Source organism: Streptomyces sp. NPDC028991, assembly GCF_055564775.1.
Window position 1 is genome coordinate 358,455 of record NZ_JBVHVP010000004.1, and the last position, 25,008, is coordinate 383,462.

Annotated in this window: 23 protein-coding genes; 12 read left to right on the plus strand and 11 right to left on the minus strand. The window is 75.3% G+C overall.

Going from position 1 to position 25,008, the window contains the following annotated elements:
- The first annotated feature begins 4 nt into the window (after positions 1–4).
- Together ACZ4V1_RS11860 and ACZ4V1_RS11865 are read left to right on the plus strand one after the other, a co-directional pair.
- Positions 5–2,899 (plus strand): substrate-binding domain-containing protein, encoded by a 2,895-nt coding sequence (locus ACZ4V1_RS11860; RefSeq protein ID WP_468333095.1) that lies wholly within the window; start codon positions 5–7, stop codon positions 2,897–2,899.
- Positions 2,899–4,305, plus strand: a complete 1,407-nt coding sequence (locus ACZ4V1_RS11865; RefSeq protein WP_468333098.1) for an extracellular solute-binding protein — start codon at positions 2,899–2,901, stop codon at positions 4,303–4,305. Before ACZ4V1_RS11860 ends, ACZ4V1_RS11865 begins: the two co-directional genes overlap by 1 nt.
- A gap of 5 nt (positions 4,306–4,310) precedes the next feature.
- Here ACZ4V1_RS11865 and ACZ4V1_RS11870 read toward each other — a convergent pair whose 3' ends face one another.
- Entirely contained in the window at positions 4,311–4,493 is a 183-nt protein-coding gene (locus ACZ4V1_RS11870; RefSeq protein ID WP_468333101.1) for a hypothetical protein, read from the minus strand.
- A gap of 116 nt (positions 4,494–4,609) precedes the next feature.
- Here ACZ4V1_RS11870 and ACZ4V1_RS11875 point away from each other — a divergent pair, with 116 nt between their 5' ends.
- From ACZ4V1_RS11875 to ACZ4V1_RS11890, 4 genes are all read left to right on the plus strand, one after another.
- Positions 4,610–5,959, plus strand: a complete 1,350-nt coding sequence (locus tag ACZ4V1_RS11875; protein ID WP_468333104.1) for a helix-turn-helix domain-containing protein — start codon at positions 4,610–4,612, stop codon at positions 5,957–5,959.
- A 117-nt stretch (positions 5,960–6,076) separates the two neighbouring features.
- Positions 6,077–7,099, plus strand: a complete 1,023-nt coding sequence (locus tag ACZ4V1_RS11880) for a permease (RefSeq protein ID WP_468333550.1) — start codon at positions 6,077–6,079, stop codon at positions 7,097–7,099.
- Complete coding sequence (locus ACZ4V1_RS11885; protein ID WP_468333553.1) at positions 7,096–7,818, plus strand: TIGR03943 family putative permease subunit; 723 nt, start codon at positions 7,096–7,098, stop codon at positions 7,816–7,818. The genes ACZ4V1_RS11880 and ACZ4V1_RS11885 overlap by 4 nt, the downstream gene beginning before the upstream one ends.
- Positions 7,819–7,915: 97 nt before the next feature.
- Positions 7,916–8,641, plus strand: coding sequence for a GAF and ANTAR domain-containing protein (locus tag ACZ4V1_RS11890; RefSeq protein WP_468333107.1), 726 nt, complete (start codon positions 7,916–7,918; stop codon positions 8,639–8,641).
- A 162-nt stretch (positions 8,642–8,803) separates the two neighbouring features.
- Here the strand turns inward: ACZ4V1_RS11890 and ACZ4V1_RS11895 are convergent, their stop codons facing one another.
- Positions 8,804–9,571, minus strand: a complete 768-nt coding sequence (locus ACZ4V1_RS11895; RefSeq protein ID WP_468333108.1) for a hypothetical protein — start codon at positions 9,569–9,571, stop codon at positions 8,804–8,806.
- A gap of 393 nt (positions 9,572–9,964) precedes the next feature.
- On the opposite strand from ACZ4V1_RS11895, the gene ACZ4V1_RS11900 reads away from it, so the two are divergent.
- Complete coding sequence (locus ACZ4V1_RS11900) at positions 9,965–10,960, plus strand: nucleoside hydrolase (protein WP_468333111.1); 996 nt, start codon at positions 9,965–9,967, stop codon at positions 10,958–10,960.
- A gap of 91 nt (positions 10,961–11,051) precedes the next feature.
- The gene (locus tag ACZ4V1_RS11905) at positions 11,052–12,722 is read left to right on the plus strand and encodes a glycoside hydrolase family 13 protein (protein ID WP_468333114.1); all 1,671 of its coding nucleotides are present in this window, start codon (positions 11,052–11,054) and stop codon (positions 12,720–12,722) included.
- 43 nt (positions 12,723–12,765) lie between these two features.
- Here ACZ4V1_RS11905 and ACZ4V1_RS11910 read toward each other — a convergent pair whose 3' ends face one another.
- The 3 genes from ACZ4V1_RS11910 to ACZ4V1_RS11920 all read right to left on the minus strand — a co-directional run bounded on the left by ACZ4V1_RS11910 (position 12,766) and on the right by ACZ4V1_RS11920 (position 14,136).
- On the minus strand, positions 12,766–13,011 hold the full coding sequence (locus tag ACZ4V1_RS11910) for a hypothetical protein (protein ID WP_468333117.1): 246 nt from the start codon (positions 13,009–13,011) through the stop codon (positions 12,766–12,768).
- A 24-nt stretch (positions 13,012–13,035) separates the two neighbouring features.
- Positions 13,036–13,533: an FxLYD domain-containing protein gene (locus ACZ4V1_RS11915; RefSeq protein WP_468333120.1), complete on the minus strand. Its 498-nt coding sequence runs from the start codon at positions 13,531–13,533 to the stop codon at positions 13,036–13,038.
- Between the two features lie 231 nt (positions 13,534–13,764).
- The gene (locus ACZ4V1_RS11920; RefSeq protein WP_468333123.1) at positions 13,765–14,136 is read right to left on the minus strand and encodes a DUF6479 family protein; all 372 of its coding nucleotides are present in this window, start codon (positions 14,134–14,136) and stop codon (positions 13,765–13,767) included.
- Positions 14,137–14,328: 192 nt separating this feature from the next.
- Here ACZ4V1_RS11920 and ACZ4V1_RS11925 point away from each other — a divergent pair, with 192 nt between their 5' ends.
- A complete protein-coding gene (locus tag ACZ4V1_RS11925) occupies positions 14,329–16,002 on the plus strand; it encodes a right-handed parallel beta-helix repeat-containing protein (protein WP_468333125.1) in 1,674 nt (557 codons plus the stop codon).
- Positions 16,003–16,172: 170 nt separating this feature from the next.
- Here ACZ4V1_RS11925 and ACZ4V1_RS11930 read toward each other — a convergent pair whose 3' ends face one another.
- Together ACZ4V1_RS11930 and ACZ4V1_RS11935 are read right to left on the minus strand one after the other, a co-directional pair.
- Positions 16,173–17,051, minus strand: coding sequence for a serine hydrolase (locus ACZ4V1_RS11930; protein WP_468333127.1), 879 nt, complete (start codon positions 17,049–17,051; stop codon positions 16,173–16,175).
- On the minus strand, positions 17,048–17,980 hold the full coding sequence (locus tag ACZ4V1_RS11935; RefSeq protein ID WP_468333129.1) for a LysR family transcriptional regulator: 933 nt from the start codon (positions 17,978–17,980) through the stop codon (positions 17,048–17,050). The genes ACZ4V1_RS11930 and ACZ4V1_RS11935 overlap by 4 nt, the downstream gene beginning before the upstream one ends.
- A 115-nt stretch (positions 17,981–18,095) precedes the next feature.
- Between ACZ4V1_RS11935 and ACZ4V1_RS11940 the strand changes: the two genes are divergently transcribed.
- The gene (locus ACZ4V1_RS11940) at positions 18,096–19,085 is read left to right on the plus strand and encodes a CE1 family esterase (RefSeq protein ID WP_468333132.1); all 990 of its coding nucleotides are present in this window, start codon (positions 18,096–18,098) and stop codon (positions 19,083–19,085) included.
- A 36-nt stretch (positions 19,086–19,121) separates the two neighbouring features.
- Positions 19,122–20,756 (plus strand): penicillin-binding transpeptidase domain-containing protein, encoded by a 1,635-nt coding sequence (locus ACZ4V1_RS11945; RefSeq protein ID WP_468333135.1) that lies wholly within the window; start codon positions 19,122–19,124, stop codon positions 20,754–20,756.
- Positions 20,757–20,778: 22 nt separating this feature from the next.
- Here ACZ4V1_RS11945 and ACZ4V1_RS11950 read toward each other — a convergent pair whose 3' ends face one another.
- Entirely contained in the window at positions 20,779–21,918 is a 1,140-nt protein-coding gene (locus ACZ4V1_RS11950) for a cytochrome P450 family protein (RefSeq protein WP_468333138.1), read from the minus strand.
- Positions 21,919–22,080: 162 nt separating this feature from the next.
- Between ACZ4V1_RS11950 and ACZ4V1_RS11955 the strand changes: the two genes are divergently transcribed.
- Positions 22,081–22,776, plus strand: a complete 696-nt coding sequence (locus ACZ4V1_RS11955) for a TetR/AcrR family transcriptional regulator (RefSeq protein ID WP_468333141.1) — start codon at positions 22,081–22,083, stop codon at positions 22,774–22,776.
- A gap of 11 nt (positions 22,777–22,787) precedes the next feature.
- Here the strand turns inward: ACZ4V1_RS11955 and ACZ4V1_RS11960 are convergent, their stop codons facing one another.
- From ACZ4V1_RS11960 to ACZ4V1_RS11970, 3 genes are all read right to left on the minus strand, one after another.
- Complete coding sequence (locus tag ACZ4V1_RS11960; protein ID WP_468333143.1) at positions 22,788–23,039, minus strand: twin-arginine translocase TatA/TatE family subunit; 252 nt, start codon at positions 23,037–23,039, stop codon at positions 22,788–22,790.
- Positions 23,040–23,126: 87 nt separating this feature from the next.
- Positions 23,127–23,582, minus strand: a complete 456-nt coding sequence (locus ACZ4V1_RS11965) for a tellurite resistance TerB family protein (RefSeq protein WP_468333556.1) — start codon at positions 23,580–23,582, stop codon at positions 23,127–23,129.
- A gap of 55 nt (positions 23,583–23,637) precedes the next feature.
- A complete protein-coding gene (locus tag ACZ4V1_RS11970; protein WP_468333146.1) occupies positions 23,638–24,705 on the minus strand; it encodes a sporulation protein in 1,068 nt (355 codons plus the stop codon).
- Between the last annotated feature and the right edge of the window lie 303 nt (positions 24,706–25,008).

The window sequence follows — 25,008 nt, forward strand, 5'->3', positions numbered from 1 at the left end:
GCCGGTGACCGGTTACGACCCGCGGGGGAAGGCGAACCGGGCGCTGCTGGTCGGAGTGTCCGAGTACGACAACACGAAGCCGCCGGACGGCGTGCCCGGCGACCTTCCGGCGGTCAAGCACAACCTGAACCGGCTGGAGGAGGCGCTTCGGCACGGCGGTGTGTTCGGTGAGCGGGAGATCACGGTGTGCCGCTCTCCCGACCAGGGCACCTTCGACCAGGAGCTGTGGAAGGCCGCCAATGAGGCCGACGGCGTCCTGCTGCTGTACTTCGCCGGGCACGGGGCGATCCCGAACGCGGGCGACGAGCTGTTCCTGCAGATGCGCAAGGCACGCGTGGTCGCGGGCGGGCACGCGGTGTTCCCCGGCGCGGTGCTGTTCAGCGTCGCGCAGGCGATGCTCGCCGCCAGTCCGGCCCGGCGGATCGTGGTCGTCCTCGACTGCTGCTTCGCCGGCAACGCCGCCTGGATCCGCCCGGAGCCCCGCGACAAACGGCGGCTGCTGCTGTTGATGAGCGTGCAGGCCAACCACCGCATCGACGCGGGCGGTCCCGACACCCCGACGCCGTTCACCGCCGAACTCGCGGATTTGCTGGAGGCGGACGGCGACGTGTCGTTCCGCGCGCTGGTGCACGCCCTGCGGTCCCGGATGTCCGCGGCGGGTCACCGGACGGTGCGCGGTGATGTCTGGGAGCCGGAGAGTCGCGCCGAGCCAGGGGTGGACGTACTCCTCGCCGCACGGGCAGGGGCGACCGGAGGCCCGCCCGCACCTCCGCCCGCCCCCGACCCCGCACCTCCGCCCGCCCCCGAGCCCACACCTCCGCCCGCCCCCGAGCCCACACCTCAGCCCGCCCCCGAGCCCACACCTCAGCCCGCACCACCGCCTGCCCCCGAGCCGGGGCCTCCGTCCGGTCCTGGCCCCGACGCTCGGCCCGTCCCTCCGCCCGGACCGGGACGCGCCCGCCGGTTCCGGGCGGCTCTGGCCGGGCTGCCGGGCGGGTCGGGCGGAGCCTGGCGGGCACTGGTCCGCCGTCGTGTGCGTGACCACGGGCCGTTACCGGCGGACCGGAACAGCGACCGGAGCCCGGGTACGCGAACGGGCGGCGCGGAAGGCCGGGACGGGAAGGGGCGGGACGGGAAGGGCCGGGACGGGGAGGGGCGAGGTGGGAAGGGCCGGGGCGGGCGGTCGCGCCGGCTGGTCGCCTGGGGCGCGGTGCTGCTGCTGGTCCTGGCCGCCGTCGGTGTCGGTGCCGCCTACCGGCACGTCGTGCCGGCCGACGGCCCCTCCTCCTGCGCGCCGTCCCTGGAGCTGCGGGTCCTCACCGACCCCGACCTGGAGCCGACGGTCCGGGCCGCCGCCGACGCCTATCTGACGTCGGAGGCGAACACCACCGGCGACGGCTGCCGGCGCAGCGGCATCACCGTCTACAGCGCGGGCGCCGCCGACGCGGTCACCGCCCTGCGCAAGCAGACCGGCGCCTGGCAGGAACCCCGCGAGGCCGACACCAACCCGCAGCGCGACGTCGGTCCGCAGCCCGACGTCTGGATACCCGGCTCCCCCGCCGACGCCGCCCGGGTCGTCGCGGGGCAGGACACCGACGCCGTGGCCGAACTGGACCCCGACCGGGAACCCTTCGCGTACTCCCCGGTCGTGCTCGCGGTCCCGCAGGACCTCGCCGTCGACGGACTCGACGACCGCACCGGACCCCCGCTCACCCGGATGATCGACGATCTGCGCGCCCGGCACGCGGACGCCGCGGTGCGCCGTCCTGACCCGGAGTTCACCGACGCCGGACTGCTGGCCACGATCGCCCTGTACGGCGCCCCGGGCGCGGCCGGCGCCCGTGAGCCCCGCCGCGCCGAGGGCCGGGTCGACCAGCCCGGGCCGCCCGCTCCGACCGCCGCCGAGCTGCTGTGCGCGCTGCCCGACGACGACGCCGTCGACAACCGCACCGCGGCCCTCGTCCCCGAGTTCCTGCTGAAGAGCGGCGTCGGCTGCGACAGCGCCCGCCGCACCCCGCGCATGGCCCAGTATCCGGGCGACGTACCCGGTCTGGAGCCCGTCTTCGTCCGGGTCCGCTGGCAGGGCGCCGACCGCGACGAGGGCGACCGCGACCGCGAGGCGGAGGCCTTCCGGACGTGGCTCACCGGCGCCGGCGGCCGGGCGGCCTTCGCCCGGGACGGCTTCCGCTCGGCCACCGGAAACCGCGCCCTGCTGGACCGCGACGAGGTCGCCGAAGGGGTGCTGAGGGCGCCGTCGCCGCTGACCGAGTCCGCCGGACGGGACGCGATGGAGGCGTCACTCGAGGGCTACCGCGGCGCGAACGGCCCCGGCCGCGTGCTCTTCCTGCTCGACAGCTCCGGCTCGATGGCCGACCAGTGGGAGGGGCCCAGCGGTGGGCCCGGCCTGCTGAAGCAGTCGCTGGGCGGGCTCGGTGACCGGGACGAGTACGCCGTGTGGGCGGTGTCGGACGCCGGCGGGGACACACACGACACCCTGCTGTCCTTCGGTCCGCACACCCGCAAGGACGCCGAGCGCGCCATCGACCGCGAGGCCGGGGTACGGGACGCCGAGGCGGACCCGCTCGGCGCGCTGCGGGCCGCGCTCGACGCCATGGAGGTGCGGGGGGCCGACGACGAGCGCCCCGGCCTGATCGTCTTCGTCACCGACGACGAGGACGCGGACCGGCTCTCCGGCGACGGCTTCGGCAACCTGCTGGCCCTCGCGGGGGCGAGGGAGGTGCCGGTGGCGATGGTTTCCCTGAAGGGCGGCGGCTGCGACGCGGGGAAGCCGGACGCCCGGGTCTCCGAGGCCAGTGGCGGCCGCTGCCTGGACGCCGACGACGATCTCGGCGCCGCCCTGCACGACGAGGTCGCGCGCACCGGAACGGGGGAGACGTGATGCGCCGGATACCGCGGCGAGGACACTGCCGGCGACGGCTCGCGGCGCTGCCGGCCGCGTTGTTCCTGCTCCTGCCGACCGCGTGCGGCGGTGGCGGCGACGGGAGCGGGCCCGCGGCGCCCGCCTCCGCCGACGTGCCCGGCGACATCGTGGTGGCCAGCGGCCGGGACGTCACCGGCAAGAACGGCGTCCGCCAGCGGCTCATCGACGCCTGGAACGCCGAGCAGGAGAAGGCCGGCACCGGTTACCGGGCCCGGCTGGTGGAACTCCCCGGCAACGCCGACGAACAGCGCAGCCAGCTGCTCGGCGCGCTCCAGTCCGGCAGCGCCGCCTACGACGTCGTCAACCTCGACGTCACCTGGGTCCCGGAGTTCGCGGCCGCCGACCTGATCAGCCCGCTGCCGAAGTCGCTGCTCGACGGCGACGTCATCGAGCCCGTCGCGAGCACCGCCCGCTGGGACGGCGAGGTGTACGCCGCTCCCTTCAACAGCGACGTCGGCCTCCTCTACTACCGGCGCGACCACCTGAGCCAGGCGGACGTCGAGCAGACCGACCTGACGGGCGGCCTGGACTGGCCGGAGCTGAAGAAGCTGATCACCGCCGTCGGCGACCACAAGCCCGACGGCTACGACAAGGGCTGGACGACCCAGCTCGCCGCGTACGAGGGCCGGACGGTCAACGCCGTGGAGGCGTTCGCGTCGGCCGTGCCGGACCTCACGCTCACGGACGAGGACGGCGACTACGACGCCACCGTCGAGGAGCTGACCGAGGGCATCACCGAGCTGCGCCGCCGCACCGAGGCCTCGTACGTGCTCCCGGACGCGTTCCACTCCGACGAGGCGGCCTCCCTCGGCGACTTCGCCGCCGGCCGCACCACCTTCCTGCGGCACTGGCCCTACGTGTATCCGGCCCTGCACCAGTCGTTCCCCGACGACGACCGGCTCGGTGTGACCGCGCTGCCCGGCCGGGCGGTGCTCGGCGGCCAGAACCTCGCCGTGACCGCGGCGTCCCAGCGGAGGACCAAGGCGACCGACCTGATCCGGTACCTGACCGGAAAGGAGAGCGAACGCTGCCTGCTGGACGCCGGTTTCGCGGCGACGCGCACCTCCGCGTACACGGACGACACCGTGCGGTGCGCGGTGGGTGCCGCGACGCCCTCGGCGGCCCCGACCGGCGAGAGCGCCGACACCGTGCCCCGCGACGCGGCCGGCCGGCCGGAGTACGCCCGCGACATCCTGCTCCCCGCGCTCGGGAGGGCGGTGCACCGTCCGCGGACCCCGCTGTACGGGGCCTTCACCCATACCTTCACCACCGAGCTGGGAGCCCTCTTCGCCGACGATCCGCCGGGTGACGCGGAACTGGCCCGGCGACTGGACGAGGCCCTGCAAGACGCCCTGCCGGACTGACCGTCTCAGCGGCTCACGGTGGCCAGCGAGTCCGTGACCGGGGTGGTGTCCCCCGCCGGGGCGGGCGCCGGCGGGCGGGCCGTGTCCGTCGGGCCCGCGTTCGCGGCCAGCAGCAGGCAGGCCACTGCGGCGACCGCGGCGGCGAGGGCTCTGGCGTATCGTTCGGCGGTGCGTGTGCGTCCGGGCACGGCGTCCTCTGCGGGATCGTACGGGGGTTGTGTCGAGCGCGGTTAAGTGTGCTTAATCCGCGGTTTAACCTAGAGCCGTCGGAGGCGAACGGCAAGAGCCACAGGGGGAGTTGGCAGTGGGCGACCGGGATGACCGGGGGGCCATCGGCCGCCGGGTGCAGCGTTTGCGGGCCGAGCGCGGGATGACCCAGCGCCAGCTCGCGGAACCCGCGTACACCCCCGCCTACATCTCCACCCTGGAGGCCGGCCGCGTCCGCCCCTCCGACGAGGCGCTGCGGCATCTCGCCGAGCGGCTCGGCGTCGGCTACGAGGAGCTGGTCACCGGGCGCCCGGCGCGGCTCGCCACCGATCTGCGGCTCAGGCTCACCGAGGCGCAGCGCACGCTCGCCACCGACGGCGCCGAACGGGCGGCCGGGCAGTACGCCGGACTGCTCGCCGAGGCCGAGACCCACGAGCTGCCCGAGGAGCGGGCCGCCGCGCTGCTCGGGCTCGGGGAGTGCGCCGTGGAGACCGGCGAACTCGTCACCGGGCGCCGGTACTTCGAACAGGCCGAGGAGTGCCTCGCCGACTCCGGTGCCCCACTGCCGGCCCGCGTCCCCGCCCTGCGCGGACGCGCCGTCGCGCACTACCTCGCCGGTGAACTCCGGTACGCCGTCTACCTCCTCGAGTCGACCCTCGACGAGCTGAACCGCGGCGGCCTGCACGACCCCGACGCGCTGCTGCTGCTCTACGCCAGCGCCATCGGCCCCTACATGGACATGGGCGCCCACGCGCGCGCCGCCCAGGCCGCCGAACTCGCCCTCTCCCTCGCGCCCAGCGTCGGCGACCCCGCGCTGGTGGCCCGTATGCACCGCTCCGTCGCCCGTACCCTGCTCGCCGAGGGCCGCCTGGCCGAGGCCGACGCCTCGCTGGCCAAGGCCGCCGAGCTGTACCGCACGCTGCAACTCCGTACCGAGCTGGCCAACTGCCACTGGATGCGCGGCTACGTGTGCGCCCAGAACGGCGAACTCCCGCGCGCCGAGGAGGAGATGCGGGAGGCCCTCGGCATGCTGTCCGTCAACCGCGCCGCCCTCTACAGCAGCCAGGTCGCCGTCGAGCTGGCCGACGTACTGCACCGGCGCGGCAAGTCCGAGGAGGCCGCCGAACTGCTGCGGGGGGTGCTGGACGACCTCTCCTCCGAACGCGGCGCCGTGCACGCCGCGGGCGCGCACCGGCTGCTCGGCATCATCGCCGAGGACGCCCGGGACACCGAGTCCGCCGAGGAGCACTACGTCCGCGCCCTGAGCCTGCTGGAGCGGGCCGGAGCCGCCGGTGACCTGGCCGACCTGTGCCGGCTCCTCGGCGACCTGCTGTGCCGCACCGGCCGGGTGGAGGCGGCCCTCGACGCCTACCGCACCGGCCTCGGACACCGCACCGCGCCCGGTACGACCACCCTGGGGCCGGCGCCCGCACAGCCGCCTCTGTGAGACGCCGGGGCCGGTGCACGGCCGCACCGGTTACATTGCCCGGGCACACGGACGAGCGGGACGGAACACGTGGACGACCAGCCGACAGTGACCGACCGGGCGGTGACCGACCGGGCGGTGACCGGGCGGGCGGTGACCGGGCGGGCGGTGCTCGACGTGCTGCGGCTCGCCGTGCGCGCGCTGGTGTACGCCGTGCTCGGCGGGACCGCGCTGCTCGCCATCGCGACCGTGGCCTCGGTACTGGGTCCGACCGTGGCGCTCGACCTCTACACGCCCGCGGTGGCGGCCTGGTGGACGGTGTTCACCGCCGTCGTCGTCCAGGGCGTGCCGTTCCTGCTGCTGGGCACGGTCGTCTCGGCGGCGATCGGGGCGTTCGTGCCGGAGCGCGTTCTCAGCCGTCTCCTGCCCCGTAACCAGGCCCTCGCCGTGCCCGTCGCGGGCGCGGCCGGGGTGGTGCTGCCCGGCTGCGAGTGCGCGTCGGTGCCCGTGGCCGGGAGCCTGATACGGCGCGGCGTCGCCCCGGCGGCGGCCCTCGCGTTCCTCCTGTCGGCGCCCGCGATCAACCCGGTGGTGCTGGTGGCCACGTCGATGGCGTTCCCCGGACAGCCCGCCATGGTCGCGGCCCGCCTGGCCGCCTCCCTCACGGCGGCGGTGGTGATGGGCTGGCTGTGGGTCCGGTTCGGGAAGGACGAGTGGCTGCGGCTGCCGAAGACCCGTACGGACCCGGGAGCGTCGTCGTACGGCTGGACCGGCTTCGTCTCCGGACTGCGGCACGACTTCCTGCACGCGGGCGGCTTCCTGGTCGTCGGCGCCGGCGCGGCTGCCGCCTTCAACGTCGCCGTGCCCCGGTCCGTGCTGGATGTCTTCACCGACTCGCCGTGGCTGTCCGTGCTGCTGCTCGCGGTCCTCGCGGTGGTGCTGTGCGTGTGCAGCGAGGCGGACGCCTTCGTCGCCGCGTCGCTGAGCGGGTTCTCGCCGACCGCGCGGCTGGCGTTCATGGTGGTGGGGCCGATGGTCGACCTCAAGCTGATCGCGTTGCAGACCGGTACCTTCGGCCGGGCCTTCGCGGTGCGGTTCGCGTCGGTGACCTGGGTGGTGGCCGTGGCGAGCAGTGTGCTGGTGGGGTGGTGGCTGCTGTGAGGCGGTACGGGCCGGCGGTCCTGCTCGCGCTGACCGGCGCGGCGGTGCTGCGCATCTCGCTCTTCGGCGACCTCTACCTGCGGTACGTGCAGCCGGGGCTGCGGCCGTACCTGATCGCGTCCGGCGCGGCGCTGGTGCTGCTCGCGGCGGCGACCGTCCTCGCCCGGCGCGGTGACGAGCAGGAGGACCGGGAGGCGGACGCCCACGCCCACGGCCACGGCCCCGTCGGCCCCCGCGTCGCCTGGCTCCTCACCCTGCCCGCCCTGGCCCTGCTGCTGTTCCCGCCCCCCGCGCTCGGTTCCTACAGCGCCGAACGCGAGGCGGCGCAGCGTGCGGCCCAGGGCGTCGGCACCTTCCCCGCGCTGCCGCCCGGCGACCCGGTGGAGCTGACCCTCGCGGAGTTCGGTTCCCGCGCGGTCTACGACAGCGAACGGTCCCTGACCGGCCGTACCGTCCGCCTGACCGGCTTCGTCACCCACGGCGACGACGGCACGTGGTACGTCACCCGGCTCCAGGTCTCCTGCTGTGCCGCCGACGCCACCGCCGGCCGGGCCGAGGTCCGGGGGGCCGGCGCGCCGCCCGCCGACACCTGGGTCACGGTCACCGGCACCTGGTACCCGCGGGGCGGACTCGGCTCGGACGCCGCCTGGCCACCGGCCCTCGACGCGACGGACGTACGGCGGGTGGAGCAGCCCGCGAACCCCTACGAGAAGCGCTGAGCCCGCGCTGAGCCCCCTCCACGACCTGCGGCGCGCACGGGTTTCCCCACGTCGGGCAGGGGTAGTCGTGCCTCCGGCCGCGTGAGTGAAGGAGGCGGTGCGCGTGCGGCCCAGCGATGAACCCCGGTGGCCCCCGGACGGGGAACGCGCCGCCGAGGTGATCGCGGCCCAGGTGCGGGGCAGTCCGCCGGGCGAGGTGCCGGGACGACTGTGCGAGACCGTGGTACGGCTGCTGCCGGTGACCGGGGCGAGCGCGTCGCTGCGCGCCGATGGGGTGCCGGTCCGGCTGTGCGCCAGGGGTGACCGGGCGACGTATCTGGCGGAGCTCCAGGCCACGCTGGGGGACGGTCCCTGTGTGAGCGCCGCCGAGTCGGGCGCTCCGGTGCTCGCCTGCGATCTGTCGGCCGGCGCCGACGCGGGCCGGTGGCCCGTCTTCGCCCAGCAGGCGACCGCGGTCGGCATCCGCGCGGTGTACGCACTGCCGCTGGGCGGCGACGCCGGATGCCTGGGCACCCTCGACCTCTACCGGGACACCCCCGGCGAGCTGACCGGCCCGCAGATACGCCTGGCACGGCTCGTGGCGGGCGTCATGACGGTGGCGCTGATGGCGCTGCCGCGCGGGGAGGAGAGCTGGCTGGACGACCTGGCCGTCGACCACGACGAGGTCTACCAGGCCGTCGGCATGATCATGGTCCAGCTCGGTGTCGGCGCGGACGAGGCCCTGGCACGCCTGCGCGCCGACGCCTTCACCCGCGGCCGCACCGCCCACGACGTGGCCCGCGACGTACTCACCCACCGCCGCCGCCTGGACCGCGACCACTAGGGCCTGTCCGGCGGATCAGGCCGCGGACGCGGGGGCCGGCCCGCCGCTCGGGCCGGTTGCGAGGCACCGTTGCCCGGTTCCGGCCCGAGCCGAACGAAAGCCCCCTGCGCTCACGCCGGGCCGCCCGCCGCGTGCGCGCCCGGTCATCCCGCCGCCCGTTCGCTAGACCTGCGCCCGCCCCTGCCGCCGGACCTCCGCCAGCCGCTGCGCCCCCGCCTCGACGGCCGCCCGGGTGGCGTCGTCGGCCGGTTCGCCCAGGGTGCCGTTGACGAGGCTGATCGCGTCGTCGCCGACGCGTACGGCGACGAGGTCCACGGTGAGGACGGCGCCCTCGGCGCGCACCGTCGTCCGCAGGCCCCGCCGGTCGTCCCCCGCGTCCGGCAGCGTCACCTCGGTGACCCGGACCTCCCGGGTGGCGCCGTGGGCAGGCCGGGCCGTGAACCGTCCGCAGGTGTCCGGCAGCGACCCGAGCCAGTCCAGCGCCCTGGCGATGCCGGCCGTGCGGTACGAGGTGATCCGGTAGTGCAGCTGTGCCCCGCCGGCCGCGTCGTCCAGGGCGACCGTGGCCCTGGGCGCGGCGGCGGCGCCGAAGAGCTCCTCGGTGTAGAGGACGTCCAGCAGCCTCCGGCAGTCGGGCCGCTCGGCGGTGGCCCTGAGCACCTCGTCCCGCCAGGTCGCGGCCCCCCGCGTCGGCACCCACGCCGCACCCAGGTCGGCCTCCGTGATCAGGGCCGCCCGCGCCTGCTCCCGGGTGAGCGCGGGCGGCAGGGCGGCGGACGGAAGCGTGGCCGGGGACTGCGCGGTCGCCGGACCGGTACCGGCCGGCCGGACCACCTCCCGCCCGCCGGCGGAGCAGGCGGCCGCCGTCAGCGCCAGTACGGCCGAGAGCGCGGCGGCGAGCAGGGGACGGGCGGCGGGGGCGTGCTGCATCGGTGCCTCCTGGCGGGCCGGGGCGGCCGGAGCCGTTCAGGACCGGTCGCACCCCCCACGGCACCACCGCCCCCGCCCCACCACCAGCGTGCGGGGCCGTCCGGGTGAGGCACCCGGCGCGAAAACGGCTCGCGGCGGTGTCCGTACGCGGGTACCGTCGCGCCCATGAAGCGCGTCGCCCATCGCCTGATGCCGACGCCGGGGAGTGCCCCGGCGCACTGACCGCCGAGCGGAAATCCGAAGCCACGGTGCGAGCGCCCCGGGGCTTCTTCGCGCGGTGCCCGTCCTCCGTCCGCGCGGCCCGGAGCCGCGGGTGTCCGCGTGATCCCGCGTAGGGTCACGGCGACCGGCGACCGGCGACCGGCGCCCACGAAGCCCAAGGAGCCCTCCGCCGTGACGACCGCCTCCGGCCCGCAGCAGCGGCCCATCCCGGTGATCATCGACTGCGACACCGGCGTCGACGACGCGCTGGCCCTGCTGCTGGCGGTCCGCCACCCGGGGCTCGACCTGCGCGCGGTCACCTGCGTGGCCGGGAACACCGACGTGGCGGGGGTCGTACGGAACACCCTGACCGTGCTGGAGCAGGCCGGCGCCCCCGACGTCCCCGTCGCCCGGGGCGCCGGACGCCCGCTGATCGAGGGTGTGCGCACCGCCCGGCACGTGCACGGCCACGACGGCATGGGCGATCTCGGCCTGCCCGCGCCCGCCCGGGCACCCGCCGACGTGGACGCGGTGACCCTGCTGCGCCGGGAGATCCTCGCCGCCCCGCGTCCGGTCACCCTGATCCCCACGGCTCCGGCGACCAACATCGCGCTGCTGCTGCGCACCCACCCCGAGGTCACCGCCGGCATCGAGCGGATCGTCTTCATGGGCGGCGCGGTGGCCGGCGGGAACGCGACGCCGGTCGCCGAGTTCAACGTCTGGCACGACCCGGAGGCCGCCGCGATCCTGCTCACCGCCGGGGTGCCCATCACGATGTACGGGCTGGACGTGTTCCAGCGGGTGATCGTCCCGGGGCCGGACGTACGCCGGCTGCGCGCGAGCGCCGAGCCCGGCACCCGGCTCGCCGGTGAGCTGCTCGCCCACCGCGGCCCGGTCACCGACGAGGCGGACCCGGGCGGCGGCCTCGGCGACGCGGGCGCGGTCTGCGCGGTGATCGATCCGGCGGGCCTGACCACGCGGCGGCTGCCCGTCGAGGTCTCCCTGGCCCCCGGCCCGGCCCGCGGCCAGACCCTCGTCGACCGCCGCCTGCGCGTCGGCGAGTCCGAGCTGCACGACGGCACGCGCGAGCAGCCGCTGGTCGACGTGGCGTTGGACGTGGACGTGGACCGGTACGTGGACCTGTACCTGGGGGCGGTCGAACGCCGAGGCGAAGGCCAAGGCGCGTAGGCCCCGGCGCGTCGCGGGCGCACGGGTTCGCTTTTCGGGTGATGTGGACAGATCTGTTCGTGTCGCCCGCACGCATCGCGAAGGAGACCGCGTGACCGTACGCAGCACCACCAGCACGCCCGACCTGTCGTCCAAGGACCCCAACTGGTGGCGGCAGGCCGTCATCTACCAGATCTACCCGCGCAGCTTCGCCGACGCCGACGGCGACGGGCTCGGTGACCTGCGCGGCATCACCCAGCGCCTGACGCATCTGGCCGCCCTGGGTGTCGACGCCCTGTGGCTCAGCCCGTTCTACCCGTCCGAACTCGCCGACGGCGGCTACGACGTCGACGACTACCGCGACGTCGACCCGCGCCTGGGCACCCTGGACGACTTCGACGCCATGGCCGCCGAGGCGCACCGGCTGGGCCTGAAGGTGATCGTCGACCTGGTCCCCAACCACACCTCGCACCGCCACGCGTGGTTCCGTGAGGCCCTGGCCGCGGCCCCGGGCTCCGCGGCCCGGGACCGCTACGTCTTCCGCGACGGCCGGGGCGAGCGGGGCGAACTCCCGCCGACCGACTGGCAGTCCGTCTTCGGCGGCAGCGCCTGGCGGCGGGTGCCCGACGGCCAGTGGTACCTGCACCTCTTCGCGCCCCAGCAGCCTGACCTGAACTGGGAGAACGAGCAGGTCCGGGCCGACTTCCGCACCACGCTGAAGTTCTGGTGCGACCGGGGCGTCGACGGCTTCCGGGTCGACGTGGCGCACGCGCTGGTCAAGGACCTGGCCGAGCCGCTGCGTGATCTCGGCTCCCCGGAACTGAGCAGCGAGGCGGCGCTCGCGGAGTTCGCCCCCGGCACCCACCCGTTCTACGACCGCGACGACGTCCACGAGGTCTACCGCGACTGGCGCAAGATCCTCGACGCCTACTCCCCGCCCCGGATGGCGGTGGCCGAGGCGTGGGTGCCGGGCGCCCGGCGCGCGCTGTACGCCCGCCCGGACGAGCTGGGGCAGGCCTTCAACTTCGAGTACCTCCAGGGCGGCTGGGACGCGGCGGAGCTGCGCGAGATCATCACCGGCTCCCTGGCCGACGCGCACGCCGCCGGTGCCTCGGCGACCTGGGTGCTGTCCAACCACGACGTGGTGCGCCACGCCACCCGCCTGATCCTGCCGCCGGGCACCGACACCGACGCCTGGCTGCTGTCCGGCGGCCACGCACCGGCCGTCGACGCGGCGGCCGGCCTGCGCCGGGCTCGCGCGGCGACGATGCTGATGCTGGCGCTGCCCGGTTCGGCGTACGTCTACCAGGGCGAGGAACTGGGCCTGCCGGAGGTGGCCGACCTGCCCACCGAGGTCCTCCAGGACCCGATCTGGGAGCAGACCGGGCACGTCCGCAAGGGCCGCGACGGCTGCCGGGTGCCGCTGCCGTGGACGACGGGCGGACCGTCGTACGGCTTCGGCGCGGGCGCGGCGTGGCTGCCGCAGCCGCCGGACTTCGCGGCGTACGCCGTCGAGGCCCAGGACGGAGTGGCGGGCTCGACCCTGGAGCTCTACCGCACGGCCCTGCGCCTGCGCCGCAAGCTGCTCGACGGTGAGTCGCTGACCTGGGCGGACGACGTCCCGGACGGGGTCCTCCAGTTCGACCGGTCGCCCGGCTGGCGCTGCGTCACCAACCTCTCCGGCAGGACGGTCGACCGGCCGGCCGGTGAGGTGCTGCTGAGCAGCGCCCCGCTGGACGGTGGCCGGCTGGGCCCGGACACGACGGTGTGGCTGGGGCTGTAGGCGGCCGTCGAAGACCCGGCGGCGTCCTGGGGACCGGCGGGGCTCAGCCCGCGATCGCCAGTTCGCGCGACGCGGTGCTGAGCCGCCGGCCCCCGTCCTCCGTGCAGGTCACGAAGGATCTCCTGGCAGGACACCCCGGGCCGTACCGCCTCGTACGCGGCGCCCGCCGGGCGCCGCGTACGGTCTCGTGGGCCCGGCGTTCCCCGTCCGTCGGGGCGCCGGCGCGGACGGTGCGGGTGGTGCCGGAGCCGTAGCCGTTCTCGTGGCCGCCGAAGTGCGGGACCACCATGTCGCCGTCCGCCGCTCACGGGCGTCAGTAGCGCACCGCCCGGGCCACCACCGCGCGCACGTCCCCGGACAGGTCGTGGTTGCTGCGCGCGGTGGCGCGGGCGGACTCTCCGGCGGGGACGTCGGCGACGGTGACGACGGCCGTGTCGAGCAGGGTGCCGCCGGCGTCCGTGTAGTTCACCTGCACGACGAAGGACTTCGTCGAGTCGGCGGTGTTGCGGACGGTGATCTCCACGGTGGTGCGCCCGTCGGCGTCGGTCCTCGGGTCGCCCGCCTTCACGTCGCCCTTGACGTCGGCGCCCTCCTGGATCTCCGCCAGCCACCGTCCGGCCTCCGCCGTCGCCGACGCCACCGCGTCCGCGCCCTGGGAGGCCAGGGAGGAGGCGGCCGACGCGGCCCGGCTGGCCGCCGCGCTGCCGGCGTCCGACGGCGCGTCACCGTCGCCGCCGTCGGAGCACCCGGCGAGCACGGTGCCCGCCAGTGCCACCGCACCGACCGCGCCGAGCACTCGGTGACCGGCCATGTCGCCTCCAGGAACCTGGTGAGTACCGTCCCGCGAGAGCACGCGGTTCCCCATCAGTGAAGGTCCGCGGCGACCGGCGCGCACACCGGTGTTCGCCCGGACGGGGGACGCCCCGCCGGCCCGCCCGCTCCGCGACCGGGCCACCGCGTGCCCGGGGCGCACGGTGGCCGGTGCGGGGTCGCCGTGTGGCCGGGGCATGCGGGCCCGGCGTGGGCTCACCGCGTGCCCGGGTCACACGTGCCCGGGCCCCCCGCTGCCGAAGGCCCCGCTCGAACCCGGCAGCCAGCGGCGGCGGTTCTGGTCCTCGCCGCGGCGGCTGCCCGAGTGGTGGAGCTGGTACGGCATGAGCCGTGGGCTGCCGTCCGCCGCCAGCGGGATCTCGTCGGGTTCCCGCGCCTCCCGTTCCTCGTGGACGGCGCCGGTAGCGGGCAGTCTGCCGTGCTCGTCGGCGTGCGGGCGTTCGGATTCGCGTTCCATGACCCCCATGCCCATGCGTACGGCCCAGATCAGCGCGCCGGCGATCACCAGCCCGCCGATGAAGGCGATCGTCAGGTTGAGCGCGTGCGAGGACGCGGCCAGCAGTTCATACGTTGCCGTACTCATGTTCTGATTATGTACCCCCAAATGAGATAAAGCGCCAGGAATGTCCGGATGGTCGCGGTGATCCCCGAGGCTGCCCCTCGGCTCGGGCGCGCATCCGTGATTGAGAGGAGCCGGCGGCTGGTACCCGGTCGGCGGTGCGGCGGTGCCGCCCCGGGCCCGCCGCCCCGCGCCGCCGGTGGAAGGAGCGCCCCCATGACCGCACCGTTGACGGTCGACGCCCATGAGTACGGACTGGTCGGGGACGGCATCGCCGACGACCGACCGGCGCTGCAGAAGCTGGTGGACGCGCTGGGCGACGCCACCGCCGCGGACGGGCGGCCGCGCACCGTGCGCGTGCCCGCCGGGCGGTACGTGATCCGGGACCGGCCCGTGCTCTGGCGCAGCGGCGTCTCGCTGACCGGCGCCGGACGCGGCGCCACCTGCTTCGCGCTGTGCAACCCCGGCGCCCCGACGCGGCCGGTGCCGCTGGCCTGGTTCACCACCGCCCAGCACGGCGCCGGACGGGACAACCACATCGCCGACGTGACCTTCGCCCACTTCGAGATCGACGGCTCGCAGGTGGAGACCGAGGAGTACGAGGTGCTGGCCAAGGGGCTGGGGCTCCAGTACGTGCTGCGCGGGCGTTTCACCGACCTGTACATCCACGACACCGCCGCCACCGGCTTCGGATGCGACTTCCTCCAGGACACCGTCGTCGAGGGCGTCCTGGCCGAGCGGTGCGGGCGGCAGGATCCCGGCGAGAAGATGGGCGGCGCGGGCATCGGGATCGGGGTCGGCGGCTGGGGGCCGGTCGAACGGCTGGCGGTGACCGACTGCACGGCCAACGGCAACGGCACCAACGGCATCTTCCTCGAACTCCAGCAGGACCACTGGGTCCCGCCCCGCGGCATCCGCGTCACCGCCTGCCACACCGAGGGCAACCGCTACGGCATCTCCGACTGGGGCGCCGACGGCCTCCTGGTCACCGGCTGCACGATGCTCGGCAACCACGTCGCCGGGTTCGACGTGTCGGCGCAGGGCACGACCAGCGTCGGCGGACGCGGCGGCATCGTCACCGGGTGCGTGATCGACGGCAACGTCGGGGACGGCGTCGCGCTCGGCAACACCCCGGGGCCGTACGCCTTCCGCGGCAACCGGATCAGCGGCAACGGGCGGTACGGCTACTGGCAGCACAACCTGGCCGGCGGCGACCAGGAGCCCGCCACGGACATCGTCCTGGAGTCCGACGACATCCACGACAACGCCCTGGACGGCATCCGCCTCGACGCCCCGCTGCACGAACCGGCGATCTTCGGCAACCGGATCCGGAACAACGGCCGCCGCGCCGCGCCCGGGACGCGAGGGGGCGGTGCGGGCGTCCACTGCGGGCCGCTGTCCCTGACCGACGAGAACGCCGACTGGATCCCGGGCGGCCACCGCGGAAAGCCGCTGACGGTCGGCGTCCGGAACGCCCGGGCCACCAGCGAGCCGGCCACCGAGGCCACCGCCGGGTCAGTCACCGAGGTCACCGCCGTGGTCACCGACAACACCGCCACCGAACTCACCCTCGCGCCCGAGCGCCCCGGCGCCGAGACGGCCTGGCCCGACGGAACACCCGCGCCGGGCGCCGCCTACCGCCTCCCGGACACCCCGGCCCCACGCACCGGCCTCACCGCCGCCGCCGCCGTGACCCACCCGTACGTGCACGGCAACCGCGTCCGGGACGACGGGCACCCGCGCACCCAGACACACGCCCTGTGGATCGCGCACGAGGCCACGTGGACCGGCGGCCGGGTCTCCGGCAACGACTTCAGCGGCAACGCCTCGGCGGCGACCCGCTTCGACACGGCGCCCAGCGGCGGGCGCTGGCGGGACAACGACGGCTGACCCGCCGGCCGGCCGGCCCGGCGGGCCCGGCGGGCCTCGGACGCGGGCCCGGCGGGCCTCGGACGCGGTCTCGGCGGAACGCGGCCCCCGCTCGGCGGAGCGCGGCCCCCGCTCGGCGGAGCGCGGCCCCCGCTCGGCGGAGCGCGGCCCCCTCGCGTCGGAAGGCCGCCTCACGGTGCCCGCAGCGCGTCCACCGCGATCCGGGCCGCCGTACCGATCACCGCGTCCGCCGCCGGGAGGACGGCCGCGGTGTGGGCGGTACGGGTGAAGACGGCCACGGCGTAGCGGCCGCCGTCGGGGTATTCCACGACGCCGACCTCGTTGCGCAGGGTCGGCAGGCTGCCGGTCTTGCCGGCCACGTGGACGTCGTCGAAGGGGAAGCCCGAGGCCAGGCGGTGCGGCCAGACCTGGAGGCCCATGATGCGGCGCGCGGCGGCGCCGTACTCGGGCGGGCAGGCCTCGTCCCGCCACAGCGCGCGGAGCAGGCGGGTCATGTCGCGGGGTGTGCTGCGGTTGGTGCGGGCCGGGTCCAGGGCGCGGAGCCGGGTGATGACGTGCGGGTCGGTCAGGGCCCGGGCGCCGGACGGCCCGGCGTCCTCGCGCATGGTGCCCAGCATCTCGCCGAAGCCGTACACCGCCCGCGTGCGGGTGAGGCCGAGCCGGTCCGTGGTGCGGTTGACCGCGTCCAGACCGACCCGGCGCAGCAGCAGGTCGGCGGCGGTGTTGTCGCTGACGGACATCATCAGGAACGCCGCGTCGCGCAGCGACAGCCGGACCGGGTCGAGCATGGCCGCCAGCCCCGTGGGCCCCGGGGTGCGCCCGGCCGGCGGGCACTCGACCTGCTCGGTCAGGTCCAGCACCCCGGCCGCCGCCAGCTCGTGCAGCGTCACGAGCACGCACACCTTGTGGACACTGGCCGTGCACACCGGCTGGTCCGCGCCGGCCTCGACCTGTGCGCCGGAGTCGATGTCGACGGCGTGCAGCCACCCGGTGACCCCGGCGTCGGCGAAGGCCGCGTGCAGGCGGCCGGTGGTGACGGTGTCGGTCACAGCCAGAACTCCGATGCCGGGCGAAGGTGCAGTGGCCGGGCGGGTACCTCGGAGCGGGCGCCGGCCGTGGTGCGCAGGGCGTGCGTGGCCGCGTCCGCGAAGGCGGCGACGGCGGCGTCTCCGCGCCCCCTGGGCCAGGCCACGGAGTGCCGCCAGGCCAGCGGGGCCCCGGTCAGCGGGCGCCAGACCAGGTCCCCGTCGGCGGGGGCGGCGAACTGGGTGTCGCGGGGACCCAGGGCGACCGCCCCGGACGACAGCACCAGGCCGCGTACGAAGCTGGCGCCCTGGCCGTGCCGTACGGCGGCGGGTGTGTAGCCGCCCCGCGCGCAGGCGGTGAGCAGGTCGTCGTAGACCGCGGGGGCGCCGGCGCGCGGGAAGAGGACCAGGTCGTAGCCGGTGAGGGAGGCGAGCGGCACCTCGTCGAGCTCCGCCTGGGCGGCCCCGCGCGGCAGCAGCACGCCGAGGTCGCGGCGCAGGACCGGGCCCAGCTCCAGGCCGGTGACGTCGCAGGGGTGGTGGATGAGACCGACGTCCAGTTCGTGGGCGGCGAAGCCGGCGAGCTGGTCGGCGGTGGACAGCTCGTGCAGCTCCAGTTCGAGTCCGGCCCGGCGGCGCCGGAAGTCCGCCAGCAGGGCGGCGACGGTCTCGCCGGAGATGTCGGGGGCGAGGGCGGCGCGCAGCAGGCCGGTCTCACCGTCCCGGATGCGGCGCGCGGCGGCCCGGAAGGACTCGGACCGGGCGAGCAGCTCACGGGCCTCGGCGAGGAGCAGCGTGCCCGCCTCGGTGATCGTCACCTGGCGGCTGGTGCGTTCGAAGAGGCGGACGCCCAGCTCCTTCTCCAGCCGCTGGATGCGCTGCGACAGGGGCGGCTGGGCCATGCCGAGGCGGGCGGCGGCACGCCCGAAGTGTGACTCTTCTGCAACAGCCACGAAGCACTCCAGGTGCCGCACCAGGTCCACGACCAGTAACCATATCGGGGATTGATCGATCCGACATCCATATCAATCTTGGACAGCGGGCCGGTGGGGTTGCTGTCCTCGGGACATGCGCTCCTTCCTCGACCTCTCGCCCGGCCCGCGCCGGTGGCCCGCCGCGCTCGCCCTCGCCCTCGTCCTCCCTCTGGCCGGCTGCGCCACCGAGTCCGGACGCCCGGACGCGGCGCCGTCGGCGGCCAGCACGTCGCCGGCCGGTGCCACGGCGTCCGCGGCGCCGGAGGTCCGCGCACGACTGCGGGTCGACGGCCACACCCGTCAGTACCTGCTGCACCGGCCCGCGGCCGACGGCCCGAGACCGCTCGTCATCGCCTTCCACGGCCGCGGCGCCGACGCCGCCGAGCTGCGCGCGAAGAGCCGGCTGGAGAAGGCCGCCGGGGCGCGCGGCATGCTGGTCGCCTATCCGGAGGGCCTGGACAACGGCTGGGGCGCGGGCACGCGGGCGACGAGGCAGCGCCCGGACCCCGACCTCGACGTGCGGTTCACCGAGGCACTGATCGAGCACCTGGTCCGCACCGAGCGGGCCGACCCCGGGCGGGTCTACGTCACCGGCTTCTCCAACGGCGGCTCGATGGCGCTGCGGATGGCCGCCCAGCGTCCCGACCTGCTGGCGGGCGCGGCCTCGGTCTCCGGGCAGCTGCCCGCGGGCACCGCCGCCGTGAAGCCCACGGGACGCGTCCCGGTCATGGTCGTCTACGGCGCCGACGACCCCGTACGCCCCCTCGCGGGCTGGCCCTCCCCGCCGCCGGACCCCGAGGAGCCGATCCTGCCGAGCCTGTCCGCCCGGGACAGCGCGGCGGCGTTCGCGGCGGCGGGCGGCGCGGGCGAACCGGCGACGACGCGGGAGAAGGGGTACGAGCGGACCGTCTGGCCCCTCGGGGCCGGCGCGGACGGTCCGGCGGCCACCGTCGAGCTTCTCGTCGTCCACGACGCCGGGCACACCTGGCCCGGCACGTCGGTCCCCCCGCCCAAGGGGTTCGGCCCCGTCGCCAAGTCCCTGGACGCCACCGGCACGATCCTCGACTTCTTCGCCGCGCGCTGACCGGCGACGCGGCCCGGCCCACAGACAGGAACCCCGATGACGGACTCTCCCCACTTCACCCCTCCCGGCCGCCGCCGGCCGCGCAACGGCGTGCGGGCCGTCGCCGCGGTGGGACTCGTGCTGGCCATCGCCGCGGGCGGCTCGTACGCCGCCGGGTTCGGGCCCTTCGCACGCGGCGACGACGGCCCCGACCCCGCCGCGATGAAGCAGGCGCGCGCGTTCCTCGCCGACTGGGCCGCCGGGCGCATGCCGAGCGCGGCCGGCCGCACCACCAGACCCGGCACTGCGCAGGAGGTGCTGCGGAGCTTCACGGCGGGCCTCGACATCGAGAAGCCGGAGCTGACGGCGGCGCCGGAGGCGAAGGAGGCGCAGGACGGCACCCTCGGCGTCGCCTACACCGCGAAGATGCCGATCAAGGGCCTGGGCACCTGGTCGTACGAGTCGCGGCTGCCGCTGCGCGAGCAGGACGACGGCACCTGGAAGGTGGACTGGCGGCTGTCCCTGGTGCACCCGCGGCTGAGCGACACGGAGAAGTTCCGCCTGGAGCGCGAGGAGACGACCCCGCCGCAGGTCACCGACCGCGACGGAACCTCCCTCTCGGGCGGCGGGTACCCGTCCCTGGCCCCGCTCCTGGGCCGGCTCGCCGGCCGCACCGGCGGCGGACCGCGCGGCGCGGTCGAGCTGATCGACCGCGGCACCGGCGAGACCGTGCGCACCGAGGCGTCCTTCGGGAAGGAGCCCGACCCGGCGACGGACGGCAAGCCCGTCCGCACCACCCTGGACGCCACCTGGCAGTCCGCCGCCGAGAAGGCCCTCGCCGAGGCCGACGGCAAGAACGCCGCCCTCGTCGCCCTGCGCATCGACAACGGCGAGGTGCTCGCGCTCGCCAACTCCCCCTCCACCGGCTTCAACCGCGCCGCCTCCGGCACCTACGCGCCCGGCTCCACCTGGAAGATCGTCACCAGCGGCGCCCTGCTGCTCAAGGGTGCCGTCGAGCCCGACGACGTCGTGGACTGCCCCAAGTACCTGACCGTCGGGAAGGAGTTCCACAACGTGGAGACGTCCGAGTACCCCGGCGCCACCTTCCGCAAGGACTTCACGGAGTCGTGCAACACCGCGTTCATCAGCCTGCGCGGCAAGCTGGACGACGGGGAACTGGGCAAGGTCGCCCGCACCTACTTCGGGGTCGGCCAGGAGTGGCACATCGGCATCCCGACGTACGACGGCTCCGTGCCGTCGCCCAAGGACGAGACGGAGAAGGCGGCCTCGATGATCGGGCAGGGCCGGGTCCAGGCCAACCCGCTGATCATGGCATCGGTGACGGCCACCGCGGTCTCCGGCGAGTTCCACCAGCCGTCCGTCACCGCGGGCAACGAGGACACGACCCGCACCGAGCCGCTCCCCGACGAGGTCGTCACCCAGCTGCGCGCGCTGATGCGGGCCACCGTCACCGACGGCACCGCGCGCGTGCTGGCCGGCCTGCCCGGCGAGGTCGGCGCCAAGACCGGTACCGCCGAGGTCTCCGAGGACCAGGACAACAACGGCTGGCTCGTCGCCCACCGCGGCAACGTGGCCGTGGCCGTGGTCGTCGAGGAGGGCGTGACCGGCGGCGGCTCGGCGGGACCGGTCGTGCACAGCCTGCTGTCCGCCGTACCGGAGGACCCGTCCTGAGCCGTACGGGTCCCGCACGGACTCAGCCGAGGCGCACCGGCAGCTCCGCCAGACCGCGCAGCAGGGTGCTGGTGCGCCAGGTGAGCGACGCCGGGTCGGCGGCGAGGGCGAGCTCAGGGTGCCGCCCGAGGAGCAGCCGGACGGCGACGGCGGTCTCGACGCGGGCCAGCGGGGCGCCGAGGCAGTGGTGGAGGCCGTGACCGAAGCCGAGATGGCCCTGCGGCGGGCGGTCGATGTCGAAGCGGTCGGGGTCGGGAAAGTGGCCGGGGTCGCGGGAGGCGGCGGCGAGGGAGACGAGCACCGAGTCGCCGGCGGCGATCCGGGTGCCCGCCAGCTCCAGCGGCTCGGCCGCGAACCGGAACGCGGTGGCGTGCACGGGGGAGTTGTACCGCAGCGACTCCTCGACCGCACGCTCGGTCAGGTCCGGCGCGGCGCGCAGGCGGGCGAGCTGGTCGGGGTGGGTGAGGAGGCTGTGGACGGTGGCGGAGATCAGGTTGACGGTCGTCTCGTGGCCGGCGACCAGGATGAGGAAGGCCATGCCGAGCAGTTCCCCGGCCGTCAGCGCGCCGCTGTCCGCCGCGGCGACCAGGTCGCCGAGCAGGGTGCCGTCCGGGTGGCGGCGGCCCGGGCCGGTCAGTTCGGTGAGGTAGCCGGTCAGCGCGCCGGCCGCGGCTGCCGCCGCCTCGGGGGAGGCGGGCATGACCAGCTCGTTCGACCAGGTGTGGAAGCCGTCCCGGTCGGCCTCCGGGACGCCGAGCAGGTCGCAGATCACCGTGACCGGCAGCGGCAGCGCGTATCCGCCGACCAGGTCCGTCGTGCCCTGTCGCGGCAGCGCGGCGAGCAGGTCGCCCGCGACGGCCTCGACGCGGGGGCGCAGCGCGGCGATCCGGCCGGGCGTGAAGTGGCCGGCCACGAGACGCCGCAGCCGGGTGTGCTGCGGCGGATCGCTCTGGAGCATGTTGCGGCCGATGGCGTGACCGCCGTCGGTGCGCCAGGACGCGGAGTGCCGGATGTCGTTGCGCAGCCGCGGGTCGGTGAGCGCGGCCCGCGCCGCGTCGCGCGTCACGACCAGCCAGCTCTCCCCGCTGTCCGGCACGAGCACCCGGTGCACGGCGCCCCGGGCCCGCAGGGCGGCCAGTTCCTCGAGGGTGGGCGCGGTCATGGGGCCTCCCGGTGCAGGAAACGGCGAAACGGCGAAACGGCGGAACGGCGGAACGGCGAAACGGCGAAACGGGGAATGCTCCCCACTTCGTGGTGTGACGGTAGCATCGCCGCGGAAGGCGCGGGGAGTGGTCCCCGTTTCGCCCGGACCCGGAGGATGAGGATGACCGTCGGCGCACGCGACGGAGCGCCCCGGCGGCGACGCGACGCGCGGCGCAGCCGGGAGCTTCTGCTGGCGGCGGCCCACGAGGTGTTCACGGAACAGGGCCTGGACGCGCCGCTGGACGTGATCGCGCGCCGGGCGGGCGTCGGCAACGCGACGCTCTACCGCCACTTCCCCGCCCGCGCCGCGCTCGTGGACGCCGTCTTCCGCGACTCGCTGACCGGCACCATGGACGCCGGTGAACAGGCCAGGAGAGCGCCGGACGCGTGGGCGGGCCTGACCGCCTATCTGGAGGCGGTCTTCGGCACCCTGGCGGCCGACCGCGGCACCAACGACCTCATGACCACGCACCTGCGGGGCGTCGACAGCCTGGAGGCCGTGCACGAGCACAACCGCCGGACCGTGGACTCGCTGCTGTCCCGCTGCCGCGAGGAGGGCACCGTCCGCGCCGACGTCACCACCGAGGACGTCCTGTTCGCGCTCGCGGCGCTGGGCCGAGCCGTCCCGGCGCTGACCTCCGCGACCGCGCCGGACGCCTGGCGCCGCCCCCTCGCCCTGTTCCTCGGCGGCCTGCGCACCGCGCCGGTACCGCCGCCCCTGCCCGCCCCCGCGCTCACCGCCGCCGAACTCGGTGACGTCCTGCGGGAACTGGGCCCGCACCGCAGCCGCGGCGGCGGTCGTGAGGCCGGCGCGTGAGGTGAGGTTCCTCAGGCCTGGGGCGTGGGCGTCGCGGGCCCGCCGTCCCCGGTGTCCTCGCGGCGGACCGCCTCGCCCCGGATGACGCGCGGCGCCTGCCGGTCCTCGGCCGGCGCCCGCTCCTCGTCCTTCATCGCGCGGGCCTCGGCCTTGAGGATGCGGGCCGACTTGCCCGCCGAGCGGGTCAGCTCGGGGAGCTTCCTGGCGGCGAGAACGGCTGTGACGACGATGAGAATGATCGCGAGCTCGCTCAGTCCGAACACGGCGCTCTCCTGGTGGACGTGCGGTGCGGGCCCGTGGCCCGGGCCCGCACGGAATCTACGGCAAAGTCGGCGAACGCCGGAGCGGCGTCAGAGGTCGAACTCGTGCGGCGGCAGGTCCAGGGCGTAGCAGGCCTCGCGGACCACGGCCCGCTCGTCCTTGTCGAAGTCCCCGTCGGCGCCGCCGATCACGATGCCGATCTGCACCACGGCCCGTGCCTCGGCGGGCTTCTTCTTCGCCTTGGCGACCTCCTGGAGGACGCTGACCTTGCCGAAGGCGAAGTCGGCGGTCAGCTTGTCCAGGTTGGCCTCGAAGCGGCGGCGCAGGTCGTCGGCGGGGAAGTTCTGCAGCACCTCGTTGGTGCCGATGAGCTGGGCCACCCGCTGCCGCTCCGAAGCGTCGACCGTGCCGTCGGCTGCGGCCACCAGCGCGCACATCGCCATGCTCGCGTCGCGGAAGGCGCCGCTCTTGAGGTCGTTCTTCTTCGCGGTGAGCTGCGTCTGCATCTGCGACGCGGACTCCTTGAAGCGGTCCCACAGGGCCATGAGAACTCCGTACGGGTCGGGAGAGCCGGTTACTTCTACAGTCATGTAGAAGCTATCAGCCTTCCTCGTCGCCCTCGGAGCCTTCCCCAGTCTTCTCCCCGAAGCCGCCCTCGGCCTCGTCCCCGAAGCCGCCCTCGGTCTCGTCCTCGAAGAAGTCCCCGGCCTCGTCGACGACTTCGGCCGCCACCACCCCGCCGGCGCCCCCCGCCGCGAGTCCGGCCGCGAGTCTTGCCGCGCCCGCCGCGACGGCGGTGCCGGCACCGGCACCGCCGCCGGACAGGGCCCCGGACTCGTGGCCGTACACGGCGTGGGAGCCGTACGACGCCCGGTGCTCGACCAGCTCCTGGATCCAGCCGTCGACGAGGGTGTTCCAGTCCTGTGGTCCGGCCGGCCCCTCGTGCGGGACGGTGAAGCGGCTGAGGGCGTCGTGGCCGTCGGAGAACGGGCCGCCGCGCTTGTCCGCCTCCAGCACCACCTCGAGGGCGCCGGGCACGGCCAGGAAGGTCAGCTCGATCTCGTTGACCTGGTGGGCGTAGCGCGGGGGCGGGGTGAGCTCGATCTCCTGGTGGAAGGGCAGCTGCTGCCCGGTGCCGCCGATGCGGCCGTACTCCAGGCCGGCGGAGCGGAAGCCGAAGCCGAGCTGCCCGAAGGCCTCCAGGACGGCCTCCTGCGCGGGCAGCGGTGCCACGGTCAGCGGGTCCAGGTCGCCCTTGTCCCGGGCGCCGGCCACCGCCAGCTCGGTGCGCACGCCGAGCACGATGCCCAGCGGCCGGCCGTGCAGCTCCGTGACCGGCGTCTCCCACGGCAGCGGCACCGTGAACGGCACGCCGTGCCGCTCGCCCGCCGCGAGCCGGAAGGCCCCGCCGACGGTGTGCCGGCCGAAGACGACGACGCCCTCACCCTCGCCCTCGCCCGAGCCGCTCTCGGCGGCCCCGGCGTGCTCGGCCTCGACGCGCGCCACCAGCTCCAGTGCGACGTGCTCGACATCGTGGCCGGCGCTGCCGCCGGCCAGCTGGACCCGGCCCGACAGCACGCCCCCCGGCCGGGCGGCACCCGGGTCGAGGACCGTGTCCACCGTGGGCCCGCCCACGCCGAGGGAACCGAGCAGCCGCTTGAACACCATCGAGGCGTTCACTCCTTCACGTCCAGGCGGGAACAATCGTGCGGAACGTCCGTGCTGAACGTTCGTGCGGGAACAACCGGACCCGTCCGGCCGTTCTCTACAGGCGAGTAGAAGCATAGGGGCCCGGGGCTTTCGAGGACTCCCCCATGCTTTTGCTCGTCCTTTACCATGAGAGGGAAAATCTCGGGCGCCGGCTGGTACCGGCGCCCGCCGACCCCGTTAAGGAGTCCCGTTCCGTAATGGAGCCTCCCAGTACCGGCCGTGCCATGGCCGGCCCGCAGTCCCCTCTGTATGTGCGTGAGG